We start from the raw sequence: 24,473 nt of genomic DNA on the forward strand, positions 1-24,473 counted from the left end.
AATGAAAAAACTTAATTTAATTTAACTTTTTACTTTTTTGAAATTGTAGCATCTCTAAAGTCGGTTGATAATCCTGTAGGGAAGAATTGTACTCCACTTACACGTGGTTTAATTACATTTGGTTGAACCTTATGGTATAGAGGAATTACGCCTTGATCATTCATTAGGATTTTTTCAGCGTTTACAAGGTCATCCCAACGTTTTGCAACATTGTTTGAATCTGAACCCTCGGCATTTTTAACCAATTCATCGTATTTTGCATTGCTCCACTTACCGTTGTTGTATGAACCATCAGAAGTGAGTAATGACATAAATGAAATTGGGTCAGGGAAGTCTGCGTACCAACCACTAACTACCATATCGAATTGACCATTTTGTGAACGACTTAATCTAGTTTTATAAGGAACATTTAGAGAAGAAACTTTTAGACCAGGTAGGTTAGCAAATGCAGTTTGTAGGTATTCTGTTGTGCTCTTACCTTGTGGTGTGTCATCAGCTAATAATGTAAAGTTAATTGATTTCTTACCAACTTCCTTTAACCCCTTAGCCCATAGTTTTTTAGCTTCGGATACATTATAAGAAACACCAGTTTTAGTCCCAGCTGCTTTTGTAAAATCAACACCCTTGTATTGTGACATACCAGGAGAAACAAGTCCTTGAGCAGAAGTAGAACCGTCACCCAAAGTATCTTTAGTGAATTGATCTCTATCTATTACAAGTGATAGAGCTTTTCTAATGTTAGCGTTCTTAAAGTATGAATCCGCCTTTTCATTCATTTCTAGATAGAATGTACTTGCCTGCTTTACGTTATGTAATTCAGAACTTGATTTGTACTTACCAACTTGTTGTTGACCAACTAATGTAGTTTCGTCAAGTTGACCAGTTTCATATTGGTTTAATGCAGTGTTAGCATCTTTTTGAACACTGAATTTAATACCAGCAACCTTAACCTTGCTTGCATTGTAGTAGTCCTTGTTCTTAACCAAAGTCCAAGTATCGTTTGTACCATTCCAACCTTCAACCTTGAATGGTCCATTGTACAACATCGCTTTACTGTTTGTGGCATAAGCAGAACCATATTTTTCAACGGTCGCTTTATCTTGAGGGTAGCAAGCCGCCATCGCAACGATGTACTTGAAGTATGATTGAGGTCTATTAAGTGTAACTACAAGTTTGTAGTCACCTTCAGCTTTAACACCTAATGATGAGACTGGTGCCTTTCCTGCTGAAATTTCTGTTGCATTCTTAACATGATCTAATAAGTATGAATATTGTGAAGCAGTCTTAGGATTTACAGTACGTTGCCAACCATAGACAAAGTCTTTGGCAGTTACGGGCTTACCATTACTCCACTTTGAATGACGTAAGTTGAATGTATATGTTTTACCGTCTTTTGATACCTTGTAACTTTCAGCAACACCTGGCTTAATAGTATTATTAGGTCCATTTAATAATAAACCTTCGTTACTATTACCAACCATTACCATGCTTTCACTATCTGTTAATTTTGAAGCATCTAATGTATTTAATCCAGCTGATTCTTGCCAATTAATATACTTACTTGTGGATTCCTTTGAAGAATTACCACAAGCCGCTAGTAGGAATGCTGATGCAGCACCAACAACCCCTAGCTTTACTACGGATTTCATTTTCATTTCCATTACCCCCAATTTCCTTACTAAAAAGTTTTTGTTTAAAAGGATTGTGAAAATAATACCACCAATCTATTATAAAGCGCAATACTTTTTCTAATTTATTTCTAATTTAGTTGAATATTTGTATCTTAAAAAGTAAAGAAAACGTTAATTTATCAGACCATTTAGATACATTAGATAATCTAATTATTATAAAAGATATGCTCATAATTATATTAAAACTCTCTAATTTTTATTAGACTTTCTCTTTTTTATAACCATTCTTATTAATGATACGTAAATGGTATAATGGATAAAAATAACAAGGAGGTATTCATTTGGATACAGAACAACAAACTGCCGTTATCATCGGTTTAAACCTAGACAATGAGCAATTCGAGTACTCAATGACTGAATTAGCTGCCCTAGCTGAAGCTAATAACCTAGAAGTTGTGGCTCGTCTGGTTCAAAAGCTAGATCATCCCGATAAAGCCACATACTTCGGTAAAGGTAAAGTTGAAGAACTAAAGATGACCGTATTGGATAAAGACGCTGACATGGTCATTGTTAACGATGAACTATCACCTAGCCAAATCAGAAACTTAGAAAAACAAACTGAAACAAAAATCATCGACCGTACAGGTCTAATTTTAGAAATCTTTGCCAACCGTGCCAGAACTCACGAAGCCAAACTTCAAGTTCAATTGGCCAAGTTGCAATACCAACTACCTCGTTTGCACACCAGTGCTAGTCAACGACTAGATCAACAAACTGGTAGCGGGGGTGGTGGGTTCACCAACCGTGGTTCCGGTGAATCTCAACTGGAATTAAACCGTCGTGTGATTGAAAAGGATATTTCTCACATTAAACAAGAACTAAAGGATATCCAAAAATCAGACTTAACCCAAAGAAAGCAACGTGATGGAAAAAACATCCCTACTGTTGCCTTAGTTGGATACACCAATGCCGGTAAGTCAACCATCATGAACCAACTGGTTAACCGCTACGGTGAAAACCAAGAAAAACAAGTCATGGTTAAAAACATGTTGTTTGCTACCTTGGATACCAGCGTTAGAAAACTAATTTTCGATGACAACAAAACTATGTTGTTATCTGACACCGTTGGCTTCGTAAGTAAGTTACCTCACCAATTGGTGAAGGCCTTCCGTTCTACTTTGGCCGAAGCTGCTAATGCGGATCTATTGGTCCAAGTAGTCGACGAAGCCGATGAAAATAAGGAACTAATGATGAAGACCACCGAACAAACATTGAAGGAAATCGGGGTCGAAAATATCCCAATGATTACCGTCTTCAATAAGGCCGACATCCTAGACGAACCTCGTCCCCAACGTGCTGGTGATAACCTAATCATGGCAGCACTTGAAGAAGACTCCATTGATGAATTGATTCAAATCATTAGAGAAAATAGTTACAAGGATTACGTCACCGAAGAATTTTTAATTCCGTTTGATAAAGGTGACATCGTCAACTACCTAAATACTAAGGCCAACGTGCTTTCAACCGAATATGTTGCCGAAGGAACCAAGATTAAAGCAGAACTAACGGCAGTTGACAGTGAACGATTTAAACAATATCTTATTAATAACTAATTTTTTTCTAAGGATGTGATGAGATATCGACAATCAACTAACTGCAAGGTCAGCAATTAAAGAAAGTATCCCCACCATGTTTGGATACATTGGAATTGGATTAGCCTTTGGAATTATCGGGAAATCCCTTGGCTTTAGCCCCTGGCTAGTCGCCATCTTATCATTGACTGTTTATGCTGGATCAGCACAATTTATTTTGGTATCAATGATGGCTTTGCATAATCCAATCTTTTCGATTGTGCTAGCAATTTTTCTGGTAAACTCCAGAATGATTCTAATGAGTATCACCACCGCTCCATATTTCAAAAATGATTCGATGTTAAAGAATATTTTAATTGGTTCTTTTTTAACCGATGAGAGTTTTGCGTTGGGTATGAATAAAGTTAACTACACAGATAATCAGTTAACGTTTACCTGGTTCAATACCGCTAACATCGTCTCTTATCTAACCTGGGCTGGTGCCTCGTTTGTCGGCGCAGTTGCCGGTAGTTTTATCCATAATCCATACGCAATTGGATTAGACTTTGCCCTTGTTGCAATGTTTATCGGATTATTATATCTACAAGTGATTGCCAAAAACGGTATGCCATTGAAATTAAAGCTACTGATGATTTTAATCACCTTAATCATGGTATTTATTGGATTAATCTTTATTCCAAGAAACCTATTAATCCTACTAGTAACACTAATTACTTGTCTGATTGGAGTGATTATCAAACATGTCTTCTTTTAATTTCACGCTATTAACCATCATTGGATGTACCTTAGTAACATGGCTTTCACGTGTATTGCCATTCATCCTGTTAAAGAAATTTAAACTATCAAAAACTGTTGAAGAGTTTTTAAGTTTTGTCCCCATCGTGATCATGGCAACGTTATGGTTCTCACAACTATTCGTCCAACACCTGGGCCACTTACCTTCAATCAACTGGGGAAACCTAATCGCATCAATTCCATCAGTTATTGCTGCCATCATCACCAAGAGTTTATTAGTAGTCGTGATTGTTGGGATTATCTCATTAGCAATCATTCGATTAATATAAATAATATAAATAAAAAGACCTAACATTACGTTAGGTCTTTTTTTTGATTGTTTTAATTAATTCATCAACTTGGTTTTGCGCTTTTTGCCAATCATTATTTTCAATTACTGTTGCGACATCTTTCAAATTATCTGGGATTTCGATATCGCGTTTGTATTCATTGCTGCTAATTCTTTGATTAACACGTTCAATGTCATCACCGCGTTTAATCATTCGTTCACGTAAGATAACCGGGTCGTTGACTTGGACAAACCAAACGATTGCTTGATCCCCTAGTTTTTCCTTATATGTAGATGCACCCAATGTATCTAAAACAATAATTGCTAAATCATTTTTGGACCATGCTTCGTTAATGCCCTCCATTGAGGAGCCGTATTTGGCATTTGAATATTCAACGTGTTCCAATAAATGCAATTGATTAAATGATTCGTTATTTTCAAAATAATAATCAATACCATTTTGTTCACCATATCGTGGTGCTCTTGTGGTATGTGTAATTACTTTAGCTGCGTGGTATTTGTCAATCACGTAGTCGCGAAGAGAAGTCTTACCACTTCCTGCCGGACCGGTAATCACTATTAATTTCTTTGCATCCATTGGCTATCCCAGCTTTTCTACGATGTATTCGTTAGTCTGTTTCAAAATGTCTTTTAGGTTATCGAAGGTAACAATCTTCATTGCTTCATCAAAAGGAGCCCAGACATAGTCGCTGATTTCTTCAGCTTGTAACGTTACTTTATCACTATCGACTTGAGAAGTATAGAAAGTAACCACTTTATGGTGACCATTTTTCATGTCATAGTTTGCATCAATACTAAATTCGGTATCAATAGTGGCGTTAATGCCGGTTTCTTCCTTAATTTCTCTAATTGCTGCTTGTTCTAACGTTTCATCGCCTTCAACGTGGCCTTTAGGGAATCCCCAGAAGTCACTAGTAGCACTTTTCTCTAATAGGTAGACTGGCTTATTATCAACTACACGGTACACGATGGCACCTCCGTCAATCTCTGTTACCATAATCATCCCTCCACATTTGATTTGCTATCATTATATCATTTTGCTAGATTATCATTAAGTATTTATCAGTAAAACTGAATAGATGTTTTACTTAATCTGATATAATGAAAACAAACCTATACATAAGTTAGGAGAATAATTATGAAAAATCATCAATATGCAATTGCTGATTACAATTTAAAAGTTGCTAAGAATGAATTACGCGCTATTCATTTCTTAGACGAAGAAACTGATAAAATTGACAACCCATCAGCATTATTAAAACACTTCTTGATGACTTACTTTTTAGATTCACAAAGTTTAGCCATTCGAGGACAAAAAATCTCACAAATCATGGCTAGTTTCGAAGATGACGCACTAACCTACCTAGACAAAAACGCCCCACTATCCAAGATTGCGTTTTACAACATTGCGTTACAACTTCTACAGTTCACAGTCGGTGAAGACTTTTTAATCGATAACTCCATCACTAAGATGCAAACTCTAAACCTACCAATCGCCGACGTTCATGATCCAATGAACCTATACGATGTGATTTGTGCATGGTATCTTCTATTGAATACCCACACTAAATACGGTGTGACTTTAATCGATTACCTAGCCGGTGAAGGTTACTTCGCACAAAACTACAATAAATTCGACAAACCGCTTATCTTCAATGGTAAGAGCATGCCGGTCTACGACACTAACAACTTAATTCGTGAAGTTGTTTACGTTGAATCTCCGATGGATACCGATAATGACGGCAATTTAGACCTATTAAAGACTGAAATCATTCGTCCAAAGGAAAGCAACAAGAATGCCGTTCCTGTCATCTTTACTGCTAGTCCTTACAATCAAGGCACCAACGATACCGACGGTGAAAAGTTAACCCACAACGTTAACCGAGGTCTTAATCACAAACAACCTAACACTGTGTCCCTATCAGACATCAGCAAGAAGGAAAAAGACCCAGAACTACCTGCTGCACGTAACATTGAAGGTAAGACTAGAAAGGCTGAACAAACATTTAGCCGTGAACAATCATACACTCTAAACGATTACTTCTTGGCTCGCGGATACGCCGTTGTCTACTCCGCTGGAATCGGAACTTACGAATCAGATGGCTTTAGAACCACTGGTGACAAGTATGAAACCATCTCAGCAACTGCCGTTATCGAATGGCTTGCCGGAAACCGTGTTGCCTTTACCAACCGTACCGACAACAACCAAATCGAAGCCTACTGGTCAAACGGAAACGTCGCAATGTCTGGTCGTTCATATCTAGGAACATTACAAATTGCCGCTGCTACAACTGGTGTTGCCGGATTAAAGGCCTGCCTAGTTGAAGCCGCAATTTCTAATTGGTATGACTACTACCGTGAAAACGGATTAGTTATGGCTCCTGGTGGTTTCCAAGGTGAAGATGCCGATGTGTTAGCTGCCGAAACTTATAGTCGTAAGAAGTCAGCTGCCGAGGACATCAAGAACGAAAAGAAATGGGAAATCCAATTAACCAACATCACTAACGAACAAGATCGAGAATCTGGTGATTACAATGCCTTTTGGGACAAGCGTAACTATCTAAACGACGCTAAGAAGATTAAGGCCGACATGTTCTTTATTCACGGTTTAAACGACGAAAACGTCAAGCCAATTAATGTCGCTAACATCTGGCATGCCGTTGACCCATTAAATATCTCAAAGAAGATGATTTTACACCAAGGTCAACACATCTACATCAACGCATTCCAATCACTTGATTTCACCGACATGGTCAACCTTTGGTTCACCAACAAGTTGATGGACGTTGAAAACGACGCCGACAATCTAATCCCTAATATCTTGGTTCAAGACAATGCTACCGACCAAAACTGGTATGAAATCGATGAATTCGACGAAGATGAAAGCCTAAAACGTTTCGAATTAGCTAAACCATCAGATGATTCTGAAGTTACTGACGACAAGGTTAGTTTCTCAGACTCACTAGACGAAAAGGACTTTGAAACATACTGCAATGACGTCAACAAGTGGGAAAACGACTTGGTAATTGGTGGAAGCGATGCTCCTATCAACGACAACCGTGTCATCTTTACATTCGACAAACTTCTAAAGGATGTCACTATCAACGGTAAAGCTCACATCCACTTGACTGCATCATCATCTAAAGACTTCGGTATGTTGAGTGCCCAACTAATCGATTTGGGTGAAGACTTCAGATTAAACGCTCAACCAGAATCTGTTGACCACGCTAAGATTCAATTAGGCTACCTATGGCGTGAAGATAGCCTTCGCGAATTCAAGATGAGTAGTAAGAAGACTCCATTCAAGAAGATTGCTGAAGGTCACATCAACATGCAAAACAGAAACAACGATTACCAAGTAAGTGATCTAAAAGCTGAAGAATTCTACGAAGTTAACTTTGATTTACAACCAAACGTTTACAAGGTTAAGACTGGACACCAACTGGCTGTTGTCATCTATGCAACCGACTTCGACAAGTCTATTCGTGGTAACCAAGATGTTAAGTACACTCTTGATTTATCAGACTCAGCTGTTGAACTACCCTTCAACAAGGACTAAGATTAATAGTAATTTAAATTGAAACGAGGGATTGTCATGAAACAACAAACAAAAATTATCACTTTAGATAATGGCTATCATTTATGGACACATACTTCTGGTGAAGGTAAGATTAACTTACTTGCTTTACACGGTGGCCCTGGTGGAACCCACGAATACTGGGAAGATTCAGCTGACCAATTAAAGAAACAAGGCCTAGATGTTGCTGTTACCTACTACGATCAATTAGGTTCATGGTATTCCGATACCCCTGATTTTTCAGATTCTAAGATTGCTGACAAGATTTTAACTTACGACTACTACGTTGACGAAGTTGAAGAAGTTAGACAAAAATTAGGTCTAGATGACTTCTACTTAATCGGTCAATCTTGGGGTGGTGTGTTAGTTCAACTATACGCACAAAAATATGGAGATCACCTAAAGGGTGCCATCATCTCATCAATGGTCGATGACATCGACGATTACACTAAGCACTTAGATGAAATTCGTGAAAAGGAGTTTGCTCCAGATGAATTAGCATTCATGAAGAAGTGTGAAGCTGAAAACGACTACGACAACGAACGTTACCAAAACGATGTTGACCAACTAAACAAGGGTTACATCGACCGTAAACAACCATCTAAGTTGGAACACTTAATCGGCGTATCCAATACTGATATTTACAACAAGTTCCAAGGTGACAACGAATTCGTTATTACTGGTAAATTAGGTGAATGGCATAACACTGATCATTTATCAGAAAACCATGTGCCTACCCTAGTTACCTTCGGTGAACATGAATCAATGCCTGTTGAAACTGGTAAACGTATGGCTAAGATGATTCCAAACGCTAAGTTTGTATCAACTCCTAATGCTGGTCATCATCATATGATTGATAACGCCCCCGTTTACTACGATCATTTAGCTACTTTTATTCGTGAAGTGGAAAACGATACATTTAATAAGTAAGAACTCTCTGAAACTTTGAAGTTCTGAAAGAAAAAAAGACCTACTAGGTCTTTTTTTATATTATTTTTAATGTTTTCGTGGTATAACTATCTTTACTGAATTAAAGGAGTTCATCAAAATGCAAAACGTCTATAATATTGTGTTGAATCGAACCAACAGTAACAGCGTTGAACGATTCATCAACCTATTCAGAGAAGGCGCAATTATCCTTGTTGTCCTTGAAATCTTTGGATACCGAGTACCGTCTTTTCTAACTAATTCAATGAATAACTTCCTATTAAGTATTTTCTACTTAATTACGAGTTACAAAATTCCATTAATCTGTTTCATTCTATTGTGCGGATTATTCTTAGTATCAGAAGCTTCGATGCACCATCGCTATCTAGATAACCTGCATCACAACTTCTGGCGCCAACTAATCAAGCTATACAAATATGTCTGGATTATCGTCTTTACTGTTTGTTTGCTTGCTACTAATCTAGAAAGTCTAATTGACTTTAAATTTATCGTTGAAGCCAGATCATATGCGGCTGGATCAGACTTCTGGCAAACACTGTTTAGAAACTGTTTTGCCCTATTCATGTTCTTCTTGAATATTTACTGGTTCTTAGTTTACTTCTGTAACAGCGATAATGCTCTTGCGGAAAAGCATCCCCGTCAAAATCAATTGAATTCTAAGGGGTACATTAAGCTATCAAAACGTGAATTGGAATTCTCCAACCAACACGTTTACCTCCAAATATATGTAAGAAACAATGAATCACAGGCACTAGATGATATTAAGGAATACTTCTTGGTTAAACAGGTCAACTATCGAAACGACCGACAACACAAAGAAGATATCACCATCATCAGTCAGTTTGCCTCATACAGTGATGCTAAAAACTTTATGAATGACTACGCTGACGAACCAAGTAACTTTATGTAAAAAAAGGACCTACCATATTCTGGTAGGTCCTTTTTTTGGTTTAAAACAAACTAATTAAAATAAATAAAGAAAAACAGGCAGCTGTTATGACACTGTATCTCGTATCGATCAATTGGCCATCGTCAATGTATAAATTGCGACCGCCGAAGAATAATACTAAGGCGATGAAAATAATTTTGACGGTTAACCATTCAATACATATAAGCGCCCAAATCAACATCATAATATCTGCGATGATTAGCCACACTTTTCGACTATTATAGATGTTGTCCGCCTCCTTATTGTAATTAGTTATTTACTTGTCCTTGTGCTTTGGCAATTTCGTCGGCATCCCTCAGACTTAGTTTTTCAACATCTAAGACCTTGTCCACTAGTCCATTATAGAAACTAGTTTCGTGAGATACGATGATTGCATTTCCTGGGAAGTTATTAATCGCGTGTTTTAGTGATTCCTTGGTTTCGTCATCCAAGTGGTTAGTAGGTTCGTCCATGATTAAGAAGTTAGATGGAGTAAATTCCAACATCGCTAGTTTAACCTTGGTTTGTTCTCCCCCAGATAATTCGCCGATTGGCTTGGAAGCATTTGCTGAATCCAAACCACACTTAGCAAGTTTTGTTCTGATTTCTTTTTGCTCCAACTTAGGGAACTTGTTTTGAATGATTTGCATTGGAGTTTCATTGTTGTTGCTCCATACCAAATCTTGGCTAAAGTAACTAACCTTAGCTGATGGTGAGAATGTTGCCTTCCCACCCTTTGGTTCTAGGATTCCTAGAATAGACTTGATTAGAGTTGACTTACCAACACCGTTAAATCCTTGGAAACCAACCTTTTCATCAGTATTAACTGAGAAGCTAACTGGTTTTAGTAATGGTTTGTCATAACCAACTGATAATTCGTCGACAACCAACGCATTTTGCGAACCAGTGTCTTCGTATGGGAAGTTAAATGATGCATGGATGTTAGTCGAAGGTGGATCAACCAATTCCATATGTGATAGCATCTTTTCTCTTGATTTAGCCATTGTTGATTTTGAACCAGCCTTATTCTTTCTAATGAAGGCTTTGGCCTTTTCAATTTCCACTTGTTGCTTATCGTATTCCCTTTGTTGAACCATTTCACGTTCAGCCTTTTGACGCATGGCTGACTTGAAGTCACCACGGTACTTGGTAATTTTACCAAAGGCGATGTTTACGATACAGTTAGTAACGTTTTCCAAGAAGTCGTAATCATGGGAAATTACCATTACGGCACCGTCAAAACCATTGATGTAGTCTTCCAACCACGCAATATGAGCAACGTCTAGGTAGTTAGTAGGTTCATCAAGTAAGATAACGTCTGGATTTTCTAGAATTAACTTAGCTAGGATAATCTTTGAGCGTTGTCCACCTGACATGTTAGTGATTTGTTGATCACGTTTGACATCATCTAGACCTAAACCAGTGATTACTCGTTCAATTTCGGTCTCAATATCATAGAAGCGTTTTGCTTCTAGTTCTTCTTGAATTCTTCCCGCTTGTTCCAATAACTTGTCATCAAAGTTTTCTGCATATTGTTCATACAATTCTTGCATATGCTTTGATTTATCGTATAGGTCTTGATAAGCAGTGTGCAGAAAATCAATCAATGTCATTCCTTCTGGAATATCAGCGTATTGGTCCAAGTACCCAACGCTAACATTGTTTTGCCACTTCACTGAACCTGAGATTGGCAATTCCACTCCGGTAATAATCTTAATCAAAGTAGATTTTCCTACCCCGTTTTGTCCAACAATTCCCATATGTTCACCCTTATTAAGGGTAAAACTTGCTTCATCGTATAGCTTTTTGTCGGCAAAACCCATACTGATATCTTTAACATCTAATAAAGCCACAGTCTTTTTCTCCTTTTTTCTATTCCGTACTTATATATAATTACAAAATTAACACATTTTAGGGACAAACGTCAATTTTTCGGCGGTTCAAGCAATATTAAATCGTTGCAAAGCCATCGATAATGGTATAATTGAATGTGTAAAAATTTAAAAAAGGAATGATCATAATGAAGGTCAAAGATATTGACCATATTACAATCTTTGCCAATGATCTAAAGCTTTGCATGCGTTTTTACCATGAAGTTTTAGATTTACCAATCATTGAATTCACTAATGACAGACTTGAATTCCAACTTGGCAAGCAAAAACTAATCTTCCTTCAAAATGACAGTGACGATAATGTCCCGGAAAATCCTACGCCGGGTTCATCTAAATTCTGCATCATTGTGAAGGACTCATTAACGGACTTAAGTGCCCATTTAGCCAACTATGGCGTTACCATCATCGACGGCCCAAAAAAAGTTCATGGTTCAAATGGACCAATGAATTCACTTTTCATAAATGATCCAGAAAAAAATGTAATTGAAATTTGTGAATATTAATTAAGAATTATAATCAATATCACACTTTTTTTAATTAATTTTAAGTGCTAACAAACGTTATTATTATGCCCAATAAGCAGCAAAAACTGTGTCATGGTAGGTCTTTAAACATTTTACATGGACATGGATTTTTGTTAGTATACTCAAAGACCATGAAAGGAGTTTTATGAAAAAAAATAAGAAATCAAGAAAAGTAGGTTTATTTCAAATTGTAATGTTGGGACTTAGTTCCATTATTGGTTCAGGTTGGTTATTCGGTTCATGGGAAGCTTCCCGTGTTGCTGGTCCAGCCGCTATCATCTCATGGGTAATCGGTGCTATTGTTATTGGTGCTATCGCCTTTAACTACATCGAACTAGGTTCAATGTTCCCCGAAAGTGGTGGTATGAGTAAGTATGCTCAATACACTCACGGGTCTCTATTAGGTTTTATTGCTGCCTGGTCTAACTGGGTATCATTAGTAACCTTGATTCCAATTGAAGCCGTTGCCGCTACCCAATATATGGGTTCATGGCCATGGAAATGGGCTCATTGGACTCACGGTTTTATCGTTAATGGAGAAATTTCTAATCTAGGTTTATTTGTCGTTTTTCTTTTCATATTAGTCTTCACGCTATTAAATTATTGGTCTGTTAATTTACTAGCTAAATTCACTAGTTTTATTTCAATCTTTAAACTAGGAATTCCGCTACTTACTATCATCATGTTAATCCTATCTGGATTCCATGGTGGAAACTTCGCATCACAAGGCTTCATGCCTTATGGTAGCGCTGCTATTTTCTCAGCTACAACAGCTTCAGGAATTATTTTCTCATACAATGCATTCCAAGTTGTTATTAACATGGGAAAAGAAATTAAGAACCCTAAACGTAATATCGCTTTAGGTATTACCATTTCATTGGCTATTAGTATTGTTATCTATGTTGCCCTACAATTTACATTTATTAGTGCCGTAGAACCATCAGTACTTGCCAAGGTAGGTTGGCATGGTATCAACTTCGAATCACCATTCGCCGACTTAGCAATTATGTTAGGTCTACATTGGCTTGCCGTATTGCTATACTTTGACGCTTTCATTTCACCATTCGGTACTGGTGTTTCATTTGTTGCTCAAACAAGTCGTACATTAGCCGCTATGGTTCAAAATGAACACATGCCTAAGTTCTTAGGTAAAATCAATGAACGTTGGGGTGTTCCAAGAATTGCGATGGTTGTTAACATGATCATTTCTGTTCTACTAGTTGCTCTATTTAGAAGTTGGGGCACTCTAGCAAGTGTTATTTCTACTTCAACATTGATTGCTTACTTAACTGGTCCAGTTACAGTAACATCATTGAGAAAAATGGCACCTAATTTCAAACGTCCAATTCGTATGAGAATGCTACAATTCATGGCACCATTAGCTTTCGTGTTAGCTAGTTTAGCTGCATACTGGGCAATGTGGCCAACAACCGTCAAGGTTATCGTAGTTATTCTATTAGGTCTTCCATTCTACTTCTACTTTGAATGGAAAACTGACTGGAAGAAGACAAAGAACCAATTCGCTGGAAGTTTCTGGATGATTGGTTACCTAATCTTCATCTCAGTAATGTCATACGTAGGTTCAGCACCATTCGGTGGTCAAAACTGGATTCCATATCCATTGGACTTCGTTGTGATTATTATTGTTTCCCTAGCTTTCTACAGATGGGGAATTTCCAGTTCAATGGTAAGTACTGATCTTCATAATGCTAAAGTGGTCAATGACCAAATCAATCTAGACGCATATGAAGATGAACCAACTGACGAAAATAAAGAAGACAAATAAAGCATAAGAACACCATTTGGTGTTCTTTTTTATTTGTCCGGTATTTTATTTCTTGACAATTATAATTCTTAAACTTAAAATGAACTTAACTTAAATGAGAGGAGAAAGAACCAATGAAGAATATTTTATCAAAAAATCTAAGTTCTCGTTGGCAAAGCTGGTGCCTATAGGTCGCATTACTAGTATAGATGCGACTTATGATGCAATCATTAAGCGCATCTGTACCGGCTTCTTTCTCACGAATAAATAAGCCTGTGCGGATATGATTCAAACACCACAGGCAAAAAGAACGGGTAACCTGTAGTGTCTTGGGTTATCCGTTTTTTTATTGCATTTATGTACCATTTTAAGCTTTATGCCAAAAGGAGAATGAGTTATGAAAAGACTTTATACAGTCATTTTTGTCCTAGTCGTCTTACTAGGTTTTGGTTTTTACCAAGAAAAACAACCACACAAGATCAGCCGTGATCACACCCCTACTGTTGGGATTTTACAACTTACAGAACATCCCGCACTAGACGCTATCCATAAAGGAATTATCGATGGATTGAAGGAATCTGGTTACATTCCAGGTAAAAACATCAATATTGATTTTCAAAACGCAGAAGGTGACCAAGGAAACTTAAAGACAATGAGTTCTAAGTTTGCAACCGAAAACGTCGACATGTCAATCGGTATCACCACCCCATCAGCGCAAGTACTAGCTAACACAGTTAAAAACGCCCCGCTTATTCTAGGTGCGATTACTGATCCTAAGTCAGCTGGTTTAGTTGATTCAAATGAACACCCAGGTCGTCAAGTTACCGGTGTTTCAGATTTTCCTCCAATGAAGGAAGAATTAAAGCTAATCAAAGAAATTATGCCTAATCTACATACTCTAGGGGTAATTTACACATCAAGCGATGACTCAGCTACATCTCAATATCATCAATTCGTTGAACTATGCAAGAAGGAACACGTTAACGTTAAGGGATACTCAATTTCAAACACTAACGATTTAAACCAAGTTGCTACTCAAATGGTGCAAAACGTTGATGCCGTCTACGTACCAAACGACAACACCGTTGCTTCAGCAATCCAGACATTAGTAAACGTTGCTAACACCAAAAACGTGCCAGTCTTCCCTACTGCTTCAACTGTTGTTAAGCAAGGTGCATTAGCTACCATTGGTTTGAACCAATACAAGCTAGGTGTTCAAACTGGTAAGATGGCCGCTCGTGTCCTAAAGGGTGCTAACCCAGCTGATATGCCAATCGAAAAACTAAGCCATGGTGATCTAGCAATCAACTTAGGCCAAGCCAAGAAACTTGGTATCAAGATTCCTGACTACCTACTTAAGGAAGCCAAAAGAAACGGAGTGATTTACAAATGAGTTTAATTATTTCAGCAATCGGACAAGGACTATTATGGTCAGTAATCGGAATTGGTCTTTACCTAACATTTAGAATTCTAGACTTCCCTGATATGACCGTTGAAGGAACTTTCCCAATGGGTGCTGCAACTGCTGTTACAGCAATTGCTCATGGTGTCAATCCAGTTTTAGCTACCATCCTAGCCTTCTTGGTTGGATGTGTCGCTGGTCTTGTTACCGGTCTTTTATACACTAAAGCCAAGATTCCTGTACTACTTGCCGGAATCTTAGTTATGACTGCCTCATACTCAATCGATCTTCGCATCATGGGTAAGCCTAACCAATCACTATTAGGTCTACCTACCTTACTAAGCGGTAAGTTCCTACAATCATTACCACCTTACTTCGATGGTGTCTTCGTTGGTTTCGTAGTCATCACCGTCGTAACTTTAATTCTTATTTACTTCCTACAAACTGATTTAGGTCAAGCCTTCATCGCCACCGGTGATAACGAAAACATGGCCGAATCATTAGGTATCAACACCGATAACATGAAAATCATGGGTGTGAGTGTATCTAACGGACTAATCGCCCTAGGTGGTGCTTTAGTTGCCCAAAACAACGGTTACTCCGACGTTAACATGGGTATCGGTATCATCGTTGTTGCCCTAGCATCAATCATCATTGGTGAAGTTATCTTCGGTGATTTAACCATGAACCAACGTCTAGTTGCCGTAATTGTCGGCAGTATTTTATACCGTCTAGTATTACTACTAGTTCTACAACTTGGTTTCAACGCCAACGACTTGAACTTAATCTCATCAATCCTACTTGCGATTTTCATGGGTCTTCCCGCATTCGAAAGTCGTTTCCATCTAAAACATGTCTTGAAAAGGGGGCTAAAAAATGACTAAGACAATCTTTCAATTAAAAGACGTCGTAAAGACTGTTAACGAAGATACTCCAGAAGAATTAAACATCTTAGATCACGTTGACCTAGACATTCATGAAGGCGACTTCATCACCATTCTAGGTTCCAATGGTGCTGGTAAATCAACATTATTCAACACCATTGGTGGCAACCTTCGCCCTACTTCTGGTCAAGTTATCTACAAGGATAAAGACATCACTAACATGTCAGTTGTTAAACGCACATCATTTTTAAGCCGTGTCTTCCAAGACCCTAAGCTAGGAACTGCTCCTCGTATGACAGTGGCTGAAAACCTATTGCTTGCTGAAAAACGCGGTGGTCACCATCACCTGGTACCTAGGAAGCTAAAGGGTGAAATGAAACGTTTCAAAAACATCACCGCTAAGATGAACAACAACTTAGATCATCGTTTAAACACCGCCACCGGTAGTCTATCTGGTGGTCAACGCCAAGCATTGAGTTTTTTAATGGCAACCATCAAAAAACCCGGCATCTTACTACTAGATGAACATACCGCTGCATTGGATCCTAAGACATCCCAAAACCTAATGGACATCACTGATGAAACCATCAAGGAACAAAATCTAACCTGTCTTATGATTACCCACCACTTAGAAGATGCATTGAAATATGGAAACCGTCTATTGGTACTCCACCAAGGAAAGATTTCATACGACATCTCAGGTGAAGACAAGAAAAAGCTAACTAAAGAAGAACTACTTACATTCTTCAACGATATTCAATAAAAAAGGAAGGCATCAAACGATGTCTTCCTTTTTTTAACTTATTTTTCGTATATTTTGACAAGTCCTTGGGTTCCGTCATTACCTAATTGATAATCGTTAACCATCTTGTCGTATAGTTGTTTAGCTAATTTGGTAGCTGGTAAATTAATGTGCATTTCTTCGGCACCTTGTAAGGCAATTCGTAAGTCCTTTAAGAAGTGCTTAGCTGAAAAGCCTGGCTTAAAGTCACCCTTCAATACACGTGGGCCATAGTTATCTAGACTCCAGTTGTCAGCACTACCACTTGAAACAGTGTCCATCATGGAAGCTAAGTCCAAACCGGCAGCTTTACCGTATTCGTACATTTCGACCATTCCAGTCATAGTACCGGCAATCATGATTTGGTTTGCCATCTTAGTATGTTGGCCCTTACCAGGACCACCAAATAGTTTTACTTGGCTGCCCAAGGTATCTAGAATTGGTTTGACCTTATCAAAGGTATCTTGCTTACCACCAACCATGATGGTTAAGGTACCCTTCTTGGCACCGACGTCACCACCGGATACTGGTGCATCCAATGTTTCGATACCATTCTTTTGTCCTTCTTCAAAGATTTCTTCGTCTAATTTTGGTGTTGAAGTGGTGGAATCAATCAAGATGGTGTCTGAATTAGCACCCTTGAATAATCCGTTATCACCAAAGTAAATTTCTTTTACGTCATCAGGGAAACCAGCAATTGTAATCACAACATCTGAAGATTGAGCAATTTGTTCAGGTGTATCCACCCACTTAGCACCGTTATCAATTACGCTTTGTGCGTGGGCCTTAGTACGGTTAAATACGTTTACCTCATATCCTGACTTCAATAAATTATTAATCATTGAGGAACCCATTACACCGGTCCCAATAAATCCAATTGTCATGTTTCATCCCTCCTTGATTAAAACACTAAGGCTATTTATCGATATCTTCAAACATTTAGCTTAATTCCTATCAGGTCCAATATTTGTTATAATAGATATGTAAATCTTTTTTCCGAATGGAGGATTATTATTATGAATAATGGTGACAATGACAACCGTATTCGTAAATATACTTTCGATGATACATTTATGAACTCCGAAAATAATCAGTCAAATTCAAACCACATTTGGCCAATTATTATCTTTATCGTCGTTGTGGCTGCATTAATCTTAGGCGGGGTAAAAGCCGTTACCTACTTCACTAGCAACCATGACAATCAAACCACTAAGATGACTCAATCAAGTAATCAAAGTAGTTCAAGTTCAGATGAATCAAATACATCCGAACAAAGTAAGAATAACCAAAATAAGAGTAATTCATCAAACCAATCAAAGAAGAAAACAATGTTTGATGGTACTCACATCTTTAGTTCTGTTGCTGATGCGCAAAACTACGCGAAGGCAACACAAAATCAGTGGATCCAAGAAGGTTACCAAACATACACCGTTTCAGCCGATTCGCAAGGTTATTACATCTTAAAATTTGTTAGATAGGAGGATTATTCTTGAAAGTAAACGTTAAACTAGATAACAACCGTCTACCAGACAAGTACACCCGTCATGCAGCTGAGGAATTTAAGCAAAACGATTTTCCAATCGTTTCATTTCCTTTCTCCATTGAAGATGTTCCTGCTGATGCAAAAGAAATTGCCTTTGCACTAACTGATTTAGATTCAATTCCAGTATGTGGTTTTGAATGGATTCATTGGTTAGTCGCTGGTCTAGATGGTAAGGACGTAATTGTTCCTGAAAACGCGAGTCAAAAAAATCCATTACATTGGATTCAAGGTAATAATAGTTCGGCTGGTCACATCTATAAGCTAGGTGATCAACCTATCAGTCACAAATACATGGGGCCTAAACCACCAAGTGGTGTTCATGATTACACATTGACAGTTTATGCGTTAGACCAAAAGCTAAACTTCAAGGATGGTTTCTGGTACAACGAACTAATTCATAACATCGATGGTCATATTATCGAACAAGTAAAAGTTGATTTACCTGTTGAAAACTAAAAAATACGTTGCCAATTTGGCAACGTCTTTTTATTTTTATATTATAGTCGAGCAATTCGTTGAGCTTCATCTTCTAGTCTAAAACACAAATCTAATGCGTCCTTTTTGAAGTCCTCAATAAAACTTTCTCCATTTGATTTAAATTCAGCAATTTGACGACCGCTAATACCGGTAACTGTAAATGTTACTCCATCATCAGCAAGCTTAGAAGTGTCGTAGTGACCTTCTTCAGCTTCTTCAAGATAATCTTGGAATAGATCAGCAACCGCTTGGAAGATTACTTCTTCTTCGGTTACCTTGTGTCCATCGATTAGCATACGAGCCATCTTTAATTTTACTTCGTCCATGTTTTCTGGAATTAATTCACTCATTATTAACACCATCCTTAACTGCTATTTTATCATAATCCATATTCATTTTTAGAAAATAATGCGTTAAAAATGAAATCACTTTTTCAATCATGTTATTATCTTATTATAAAGGAGTGTTCGAAATGAAAATCGGAATTATCGGTGCAGGCCCTCGTGGTCTGTTAATGCTTAACAATTTGATTCAGAACTTTGAATCATCTGATCATGACAATTTAACAATTCATCTTTTCGACCGTGCCGTTGCAGGTGGCCGTGTCTGGAAAGTCAAACAACCAATCAGTCTAATTATGAATACCCCTGCGAATGAACTTTCATTATTTGATGATGGCCAAAAAGATGCACTAAGTGTTGCGCAATGGTGCCAATCAAATATCTCAAAGAAGTTTATCAACAATCTAGATGTTGATAACAAAGATGAGTTACTAACAGCTGTTGATAAGATTAACGACAGAAGTTATGTCCCTCGTGCCATTTGCGGTGCTTACTGTCAATGGTTCTTCCAACAATTAGTTGAGAAAATTAAGGACAATGACAGCATCAACTTGGCTGTTCACTTCAACCAAAATGTGGACAACGTCGAAAAGGTCAAGGGTGATTCTTTCGTCGTATCTGTGGGTGATGTGGATTACCCTGTTGATAAGCTAGTATTCAGTCTAGGTCAACAAGAAAACAAGTTAACCAAAGACCAAGAATCACTTCAAAAATACGCTAAGAACTGTGGGCTAACCTACATTTTACCTGGTGAAGCTGATGAAGCAGACTTATCAACAATTACCAGTGATCAAAATGTGATTATCCGTGGAATGGGTCTTAGTTTTAATGACTTCGTATCCCGTCTAACCGAAGGCCGTGGTGGATACTTTACCGACAACGGTGACAACACTTTAACCTACCACGCATCAGGTGATGAACCTACTATCTACGCTGGTTCAAGACGTGGGGTGCCTTACTATCCTAAGGCAATTAGTCAAAAGGCATTCAACGAAAACTATCCAGCTGTCTTTTTAACCAACGAAAATGTGGATAAACATCTAAAAGATGGTCACATTTCCTTTGAAGTTTTCCACATGTTATTAAGATTAGACATCGAATATCGTTACTACAGCTTCTTATTCAGTCTAAAACATCCAGAAATCGATGTTGAAGACTTCCAAAAGAAGTTCAGAGAAACTAATAACCACAACGCTTTAATCGGTAGTTACCATCTACCAACTGAAGAAGTCTTTGATTGGGATAAGATTTTAAACCCGGTAGCCGGTGTAAAGATATCAACATTGGATAACTATCAAGAACACATCAAAACTTGGTTAAAAGAAATGATCGACGATGCACTTCTAGGCTCTAAGACCGGTCCTGTCATCGGTTCACTAGAAATGCTACGTGATCTTCGTGACAACATTCGTTACGTGTTATCCAATCACTTATTCACAAACGACGATTTGGTGCATAAGTACCTAGGTCGTTTCTCTTCTGACATGAAATTCCTATCCCAAGGTGCTCCAGCGGTTCGAAGCCAGGAAATCTTAGCATTGATGGATGCAGGTATCGTTAAGATTATCGGCCCTCAAATGCAAGTAATCGGTGCCAACCACAAGTTTATTACTCGTTCAGCATTCTACGGTGAAGAAATCATCCATGGTGATGCTTTGATTGAAGCACGTACCAATGCTCCTGTTACCAAGGTTTCTGCAAACCCGGTTATCACCAGCATGATGGAAAAAGGGTTAATCAAGCCGCTCCCAATCACTTTATCTGATGGTGAAATTGTGGAGAACTCATCTGTGGATATCGATATTAAGACTGATCAAGTGGTCGGCCAACCAAACTTATACACATGGGGATTAAATACCGAAGGTTTATACTTCGTTACCTCAGCCATTCCTCGTCCAGGTGTAAATGATTCAATCTTACGTGCCGGGGACGATATCGCAAAAGGGTTATTAGACATACCTGTTGAAAACCCAACCATATACATGTAACTAAAAAGCCATTCTTTTCGAATGGCTTTTTTTATTTGAGTTCTTCTTTTCTGTCGATAATAAACTTTGCAAAATGCTGACTTGCTATTGGTAGTTCGTCCTTACTCTTATACACAATTGCGACCGGTCTCGTTACGTTTGGTTCTACCGGCTTACTTACGATATTGAAATCAGTGCGACGGTAAACAAGTTCGGATAGGATACTTACCCCTAGTCCTGCTTCGACCATCGCCATGATTGTGTAGTCATCTTGAATCTTGTAGCGAACGTTTGGTGTCACACCTGAACGTTTAAATGCTTCAAGTGGTTCACTGTATCCACCACCCTCAACTAGGATGAATGGATCATCGGCAAGTGCTTCAATTGGCACAACATCGGCGTTGGCGTATGGATGGTCAACGGGAATGAATGCATTCATGTTGGTGTTGTGGACAATCGTCTTATTAAAACCTTCTCCGTATTCAGCAGTCATGATGGCAAAATCAATTTGGTCGGTTTTCAACCAATCGATGATGGTTCCATAGTCACCCTGGTTTAAAACGAAATTAATCTGTGGATAAAGCGCCTTAAACTCTTTGAAGAGGTCTGGCAACCAGTAACAACTAACACTGGTAATTGCCCCAATTCTGACCGTTCCTGATTGAAGACCATTAATAGCGTTAGCGGTGTCGATTAATCCACGATATTGACGAAGTGCTTGTCTGATGTGTGGATAAAGTTTTTCACCATCAGGTGTCAATTCGACTCCTGATCTGGAACGCTTTAGGATGTGCATATTGAATTCTTTTTCCAGATTGGACATCATTTGACTTACGGAAGATTGGGTATACCCCAGTTGCTCAGCAGCTTTGGTGAAACTCTTATTCCTTAATACTGCTTCTAGTACAATAAATCGATTCATCTTATATCATCTTTTCTTATGTAAATATTGAATTTATTAATTTTACTTATGTTGGTACTCATTATATAGTTAATAGTACAAATAAACAAGAAAAGGTGTTGATATCTATGCAAATATTTAAAAAAGAATCGGTTAGCAATTATTTAGAGGCCGATTCACGATTATCCAAGACCTTAACCACCAAGGACTTAATCGGTCTGGGTATCGGTGCCGTTATTGGTACCGGGATTTTTATCCTTCCCGGTCATGAAGCAGCTAGTCATGCTGGACCTGCCGTCGCAATTGCCTTTTTAATGGCAGCTATCGTTTCCGGATTAGTTGGTATGGCTTATGCTGAATTCTCGTCTGCGATGCCAATTGCTGGATCAGCTTATTCATTTGGTTCCGTTGTCTATGGTGAGATTGTTGGTTGGATTTTAGGATGGGCCTTAATCCTTGAATACTTCCTAGCAGTATCTGCAGAAGCAACAGGTTTTGCGGCTTACTTCAATAACAATATTTTAGATGCTATCGGAATTCATTTACCTACAGCATTGCAAGCTAGTCCCATGGAAGGTGGAGTAATTAATATTTCAGCTGTATTGATTGTTGTAATCATTGCAGGTATTCTTCTAATGGGTTCTGAAATGTCTAAACGAGTTGAAAACTTTGCTGTGATTGTGAAAGTCGCAATCATCATTATCTTCATTATTATAGGTGCTTTCTACATTAAGACAAGTAACTATGTTCCTTTCTACCCTGCACAATTCCACTCAACTCCATTCGGTATGGGTGGTATCTTCACTGCAGCTGCAACTGTATTCTTTGCCTTTATTGGATTTGACGCACTAGCATCTAACTCTGCTGAAACAATTGATCCTGGTAAAAACGTTATTAAAGGAATCATTGGAACAGTTGTATTTGCGGTAGTTTTATATGTTGCCTTTTCAATGGTACTTACTGGAATTGTTAATTACAAAGAACTAAACGTGGATGATCCAGCAGCTTATGCACTTCAAATTATTCATCTATCAGCATTCAATAAATTAATTACTATCGGTGCTTTGTTCGGAATATTTACCGCTATGGTAACCATGTTTATCGGTGGTTCACGTCTTGTATACGCACTTGGTCGAGACGGTCTACTACCAAAGTTCATCGGTCGAGTTCATTCCAAGCATTCTGTACCCAAAAATGCAATTATCATTGCAACAATTGTTCAAGCAATTTTTGCTGGTTTGGTTCCATTGACTCAACTTGCATCACTAATTAATGCTGGAACATTGATTGCATTTGCATTTATTTCATTTGGTATAATCAAACTTCGTCGTAGAAAAGATATTAAAAACACAGGATTTAAGATGCCATGGTATCCATTCCTACCAATCGTAGCTGGTGTATTCAGCATCTTCTTCATCATCATGCTTCCAGATGTTACCAAGATTTCAGTTGGTATCTGGATTGTGATTGGCTTTATCTTCTACTTTGTTTACGGTGTTCATCATTCTAAACTACAAAAACAAGAATAAACGAAAAAAGCCCTGGATTAAATCCAGTGGCTTTTTATTTTTCGTTATAAATAAATGAATTATCCGGAATACGGATTAGAGTATAACTCTTGAACTGACGTCTTGCATGTAATCCGATTCCATTCCAAAAACTGTCTTTATACGTAACGGTTACGTCGGCAACCCACGCTCTTTGGTATTTTCTGTCTAGCATCTTAGCTTCATTATCATTCCATCTAACCGCTGACTTTTGAACATTAATTTCGCTATTAGTACCAACTAGCACACTTGATGCTGAGCTTGATACTGATAAACGCTGTCCATTAACCAAATATGAGTAAGACTGATTCAAAGATGAATTATTCCCACTTTTGACCTTCACATAGTAAGAGCTGTTCCCATTGGTATCCAAAATTAATGGTTTGAAGTCACGAGAAGTGACAACATTTGATCCATTAATGTTTGGATAGAATGTCTCAAAAGACATAAATCCAATCCCAGCAAATAACACGACGATTTGTGCAATCGTCTTTAAATGGTGAGTTAATGAAAAGTCGTAGTGCCCATTTATGATTAGCCTACTTCTTCTTACCCCGATGTTATGAATAATAAAAATTGCATAAATAAACAAAATTATCCAAAGAAGTAGGCCAACTATATTCCAGGCCGATTCCATAAATCTTCTCCTTTATACTAGTAATCAAAGATACCTTACCATTTTACACTAT

At 37.9% G+C, this 24,473-nt stretch carries 23 protein-coding genes; 15 read left to right on the forward strand and 8 right to left on the reverse strand.

Going from position 1 to position 24,473, the window contains the following annotated elements:
- Nucleotides 1-29 precede the first annotated feature (29 nt).
- Nucleotides 30-1,655, reverse strand: a complete 1,626-nt coding sequence (locus tag RZ79_RS05355; protein WP_054450397.1) for a peptide ABC transporter substrate-binding protein — start codon at nt 1,653-1,655, stop codon at nt 30-32.
- 311 nt (nt 1,656-1,966) lie between these two features.
- Between RZ79_RS05355 and hflX the strand changes: the two genes are divergently transcribed.
- From hflX to RZ79_RS05370, 3 genes are read left to right on the forward strand one after another with little or no spacing between them, the layout of a single operon-like run.
- Entirely contained in the window at nt 1,967-3,244 is a 1,278-nt protein-coding gene (gene hflX / locus RZ79_RS05360; RefSeq protein ID WP_412031077.1) for a GTPase HflX, read from the forward strand.
- A gap of 25 nt (nt 3,245-3,269) precedes the next feature.
- Entirely contained in the window at nt 3,270-3,977 is a 708-nt protein-coding gene (locus RZ79_RS05365; RefSeq protein ID WP_054450404.1) for an AzlC family ABC transporter permease, read from the forward strand.
- On the forward strand, nt 3,964-4,287 hold the full coding sequence (locus RZ79_RS05370; RefSeq protein WP_054450407.1) for an AzlD domain-containing protein: 324 nt from the start codon (nt 3,964-3,966) through the stop codon (nt 4,285-4,287). Before RZ79_RS05365 ends, RZ79_RS05370 begins: the two co-directional genes overlap by 14 nt.
- 30 nt (nt 4,288-4,317) lie before the next feature.
- On the opposite strand, the gene RZ79_RS05375 is transcribed toward RZ79_RS05370, so the two are convergent.
- Nucleotides 4,318-4,884, reverse strand: a complete 567-nt coding sequence (locus tag RZ79_RS05375; protein WP_054450409.1) for a guanylate kinase — start codon at nt 4,882-4,884, stop codon at nt 4,318-4,320.
- Between the two features lie 3 nt (nt 4,885-4,887).
- Nucleotides 4,888-5,304, reverse strand: coding sequence for a bis(5'-nucleosyl)-tetraphosphatase (locus tag RZ79_RS05380; protein ID WP_054450411.1), 417 nt, complete (start codon nt 5,302-5,304; stop codon nt 4,888-4,890).
- A gap of 141 nt (nt 5,305-5,445) precedes the next feature.
- On the opposite strand from RZ79_RS05380, the gene RZ79_RS05385 reads away from it, so the two are divergent.
- The 3 genes from RZ79_RS05385 (at nt 5,446) to RZ79_RS05395 (ending at nt 9,742) form a co-directional block, all read left to right on the forward strand.
- Nucleotides 5,446-7,866, forward strand: coding sequence for a Xaa-Pro dipeptidyl-peptidase (locus tag RZ79_RS05385; protein WP_054450413.1), 2,421 nt, complete (start codon nt 5,446-5,448; stop codon nt 7,864-7,866).
- Nucleotides 7,867-7,902: 36 nt separating this feature from the next.
- On the forward strand, nt 7,903-8,814 hold the full coding sequence (locus tag RZ79_RS05390; RefSeq protein WP_054450415.1) for a proline iminopeptidase-family hydrolase: 912 nt from the start codon (nt 7,903-7,905) through the stop codon (nt 8,812-8,814).
- A gap of 118 nt (nt 8,815-8,932) precedes the next feature.
- Complete coding sequence (locus RZ79_RS05395; RefSeq protein ID WP_034531443.1) at nt 8,933-9,742, forward strand: hypothetical protein; 810 nt, start codon at nt 8,933-8,935, stop codon at nt 9,740-9,742.
- 287 nt (nt 9,743-10,029) lie between these two features.
- On the opposite strand, the gene RZ79_RS05400 is transcribed toward RZ79_RS05395, so the two are convergent.
- Nucleotides 10,030-11,583, reverse strand: coding sequence for an ABC-F family ATP-binding cassette domain-containing protein (locus RZ79_RS05400; protein ID WP_034531619.1), 1,554 nt, complete (start codon nt 11,581-11,583; stop codon nt 10,030-10,032).
- A 197-nt stretch (nt 11,584-11,780) separates the two neighbouring features.
- On the opposite strand from RZ79_RS05400, the gene RZ79_RS05405 reads away from it, so the two are divergent.
- The 5 genes from RZ79_RS05405 (at nt 11,781) to RZ79_RS05425 (ending at nt 16,990) form a co-directional block, all read left to right on the forward strand.
- Entirely contained in the window at nt 11,781-12,155 is a 375-nt protein-coding gene (locus RZ79_RS05405) for a VOC family protein (protein WP_054450416.1), read from the forward strand.
- A gap of 166 nt (nt 12,156-12,321) precedes the next feature.
- The gene (locus RZ79_RS05410; protein ID WP_034535204.1) at nt 12,322-13,962 is read left to right on the forward strand and encodes an APC family permease; all 1,641 of its coding nucleotides are present in this window, start codon (nt 12,322-12,324) and stop codon (nt 13,960-13,962) included.
- Between the two features lie 376 nt (nt 13,963-14,338).
- Entirely contained in the window at nt 14,339-15,334 is a 996-nt protein-coding gene (gene trpX / locus RZ79_RS05415) for a tryptophan ABC transporter substrate-binding protein (protein WP_034531438.1), read from the forward strand.
- Entirely contained in the window at nt 15,331-16,227 is an 897-nt protein-coding gene (locus tag RZ79_RS05420; protein WP_053795734.1) for an ABC transporter permease, read from the forward strand. The genes trpX and RZ79_RS05420 overlap by 4 nt, the downstream gene beginning before the upstream one ends.
- Nucleotides 16,220-16,990, forward strand: coding sequence for an ABC transporter ATP-binding protein (locus RZ79_RS05425; protein WP_054450418.1), 771 nt, complete (start codon nt 16,220-16,222; stop codon nt 16,988-16,990). Before RZ79_RS05420 ends, RZ79_RS05425 begins: the two co-directional genes overlap by 8 nt.
- Nucleotides 16,991-17,028: 38 nt before the next feature.
- Here RZ79_RS05425 and RZ79_RS05430 read toward each other — a convergent pair whose 3' ends face one another.
- Nucleotides 17,029-17,892, reverse strand: coding sequence for an NAD(P)-dependent oxidoreductase (locus tag RZ79_RS05430; RefSeq protein ID WP_054450420.1), 864 nt, complete (start codon nt 17,890-17,892; stop codon nt 17,029-17,031).
- 132 nt (nt 17,893-18,024) lie between these two features.
- Here RZ79_RS05430 and RZ79_RS05435 point away from each other — a divergent pair, with 132 nt between their 5' ends.
- Both RZ79_RS05435 and RZ79_RS05440 read left to right on the forward strand, forming a co-directional pair.
- A complete protein-coding gene (locus RZ79_RS05435) occupies nt 18,025-18,486 on the forward strand; it encodes a hypothetical protein (protein WP_054450422.1) in 462 nt (153 codons plus the stop codon).
- 11 nt (nt 18,487-18,497) lie between these two features.
- A complete protein-coding gene (locus RZ79_RS05440; protein WP_054450424.1) occupies nt 18,498-19,007 on the forward strand; it encodes a YbhB/YbcL family Raf kinase inhibitor-like protein in 510 nt (169 codons plus the stop codon).
- Nucleotides 19,008-19,048: 41 nt separating this feature from the next.
- Here the strand turns inward: RZ79_RS05440 and RZ79_RS05445 are convergent, their stop codons facing one another.
- Nucleotides 19,049-19,378 carry a hypothetical protein gene (locus RZ79_RS05445; protein WP_054450426.1) on the reverse strand — a complete coding sequence of 110 codons (330 nt, stop codon included), beginning with the start codon at nt 19,376-19,378 and terminating at the stop codon, nt 19,049-19,051.
- 122 nt (nt 19,379-19,500) lie between these two features.
- On the opposite strand from RZ79_RS05445, the gene RZ79_RS05450 reads away from it, so the two are divergent.
- Nucleotides 19,501-21,357, forward strand: a complete 1,857-nt coding sequence (locus RZ79_RS05450) for an FAD/NAD(P)-binding protein (protein ID WP_054450438.1) — start codon at nt 19,501-19,503, stop codon at nt 21,355-21,357.
- A gap of 31 nt (nt 21,358-21,388) precedes the next feature.
- Here the strand turns inward: RZ79_RS05450 and RZ79_RS05455 are convergent, their stop codons facing one another.
- Complete coding sequence (locus tag RZ79_RS05455) at nt 21,389-22,258, reverse strand: LysR family transcriptional regulator (RefSeq protein WP_054450440.1); 870 nt, start codon at nt 22,256-22,258, stop codon at nt 21,389-21,391.
- Nucleotides 22,259-22,365: 107 nt separating this feature from the next.
- Here RZ79_RS05455 and RZ79_RS05460 point away from each other — a divergent pair, with 107 nt between their 5' ends.
- Nucleotides 22,366-23,766: an APC family permease gene (locus RZ79_RS05460; RefSeq protein WP_054450442.1), complete on the forward strand. Its 1,401-nt coding sequence runs from the start codon at nt 22,366-22,368 to the stop codon at nt 23,764-23,766.
- Between the two features lie 34 nt (nt 23,767-23,800).
- Here the strand turns inward: RZ79_RS05460 and RZ79_RS05465 are convergent, their stop codons facing one another.
- The gene (locus RZ79_RS05465) at nt 23,801-24,421 is read right to left on the reverse strand and encodes an LVIS_2131 family protein (RefSeq protein WP_041153000.1); all 621 of its coding nucleotides are present in this window, start codon (nt 24,419-24,421) and stop codon (nt 23,801-23,803) included.
- Nucleotides 24,422-24,473: the final 52 nt, after the last annotated feature.

The sequence above is a fragment of the Apilactobacillus kunkeei DSM 12361 = ATCC 700308 genome (assembly GCF_001281265.1).
In the GTDB taxonomy this organism is placed as follows: domain Bacteria; phylum Bacillota; class Bacilli; order Lactobacillales; family Lactobacillaceae; genus Apilactobacillus; species Apilactobacillus kunkeei.